General features: G+C 76.1%; 1 protein-coding gene. It reads left to right on the top strand.

Translation table 11 applies throughout. From position 1 onward, the window contains the following. Positions 1 to 142 precede the first annotated feature (142 nt). The coding region (locus AOJ26_RS21975) for a helix-turn-helix domain-containing protein (RefSeq protein ID WP_053850042.1) at positions 143 to 1278 on the top strand (1136 nt) is incomplete at its 3' end.

The following is a 1278-nucleotide window of genomic DNA, read 5'->3' as shown; positions in this document are numbered from 1 at the left end:
GTCGGGGCCGTGGGTCCCTCCAGGGGTGGTGGCGCACCGCGGGGGATAAAGGCTGACCACCGGCTCCCCCGGGCCCGTGGCGCGTGGCAGGCGTCCCGGCGGATTACCGTAGGCCTGCCGCGACCGCCGTACCGGAGAGCCGATGCCCGCTGAGACGACCACTCCCCCGCCGGTGCCGGAGTCCGCCGCGCCGGCCGAGGCGGTCGAGCCGCTGATCCGGGGGGTCAGGGTGCTGCGGGAACTGACCGACGCGGGCGGCACGCTGAGCCTGAGCGGACTGGAGCGGGCGACGGGCCTGGCGCGCTCCACGGTCGACCGCGTCACGTCGACCCTGGCCCGGATGGGATACGTCCGCCTCGACGGCCGGGACGCGGTGGCGACCCCACGCCTCATGGAACTCGGCAACGCCTATCTCGCCGCCCTGCGCCTGCCCGCCCTGCTGTCCGGTCGGGCCGACGCCCTCGCCGACGAGCTGGACGAGTCGGTGTCGCTGGCGGTCGCCGACCGCGACGGCATCCGTTTCATCCACCAGGCCACCCGCCGCCGCGCGATGTCCCTCAGCTTCCGCATCGGCGACCTGCTGCCCACCGAACGCACGGCGCCGGGGCCCCTGTTCGCGTCCGAGTGGACGGACGACGACTGGCGGGTGTGGCGCGCCCGCCGGGCGGCGGACCCGGAGAACCGGGGCTTCCCGGCCGTACCCCCACGGCAACTCCCGCTCCCGGACGGTGACTTCGAGGCGACGGCGGCGCGCGCGGGCCGGGACGGCTGGGCCCTGGACGACCAGTTGATCGAACCGGGCCTGGTGGCCGTCTCCGTCCCCGTACGGGACCCGCGTACGGGCCGGATCGCCTGCGTGGCCAACGTCGTGAGCCACACCAGCCGGCACACGGCGACGGACCTGCGCGACACCCTGCTGCCGCGGCTGCGGGCGACGGTCGCCGAGATGGAACGCGCGCTGGCCACCGCCCCCGAGCCGGACCCGGGCCCGCCGCCCACCGGGTCGGCCGCCTGGATCGGCGCGTCCAAGACCGAACTGGGCCGGGACTTCGTCGAGTCCCTCGCACGCGGACTGACGGTCCTGACGGCCTTCGGCGAGGGCAGGGCCGCGCTCACACTGACGGACGTGGCCCGGGCGACCGGCCTGGCCCGCGCGACGGCCCGCCGCGCCCTGATCACCCACGAACACCTCGGCCTGGTCCGCCAGCAGCCGGACTCCCGCACCTTCGCCCTCACCCCCCGCGTCCTCTCCCTCGGCTTCCCGCCCCTGTCCCGTAC

This window comes from Streptomyces sp. NRRL B-24085, from assembly GCF_001282115.1.
In the GTDB taxonomy this organism is placed as follows: Bacteria; Actinomycetota; Actinomycetes; order Streptomycetales; family Streptomycetaceae; genus Streptomyces.
This window is presented reverse-complemented; position numbering and strand designations above follow the sequence as displayed.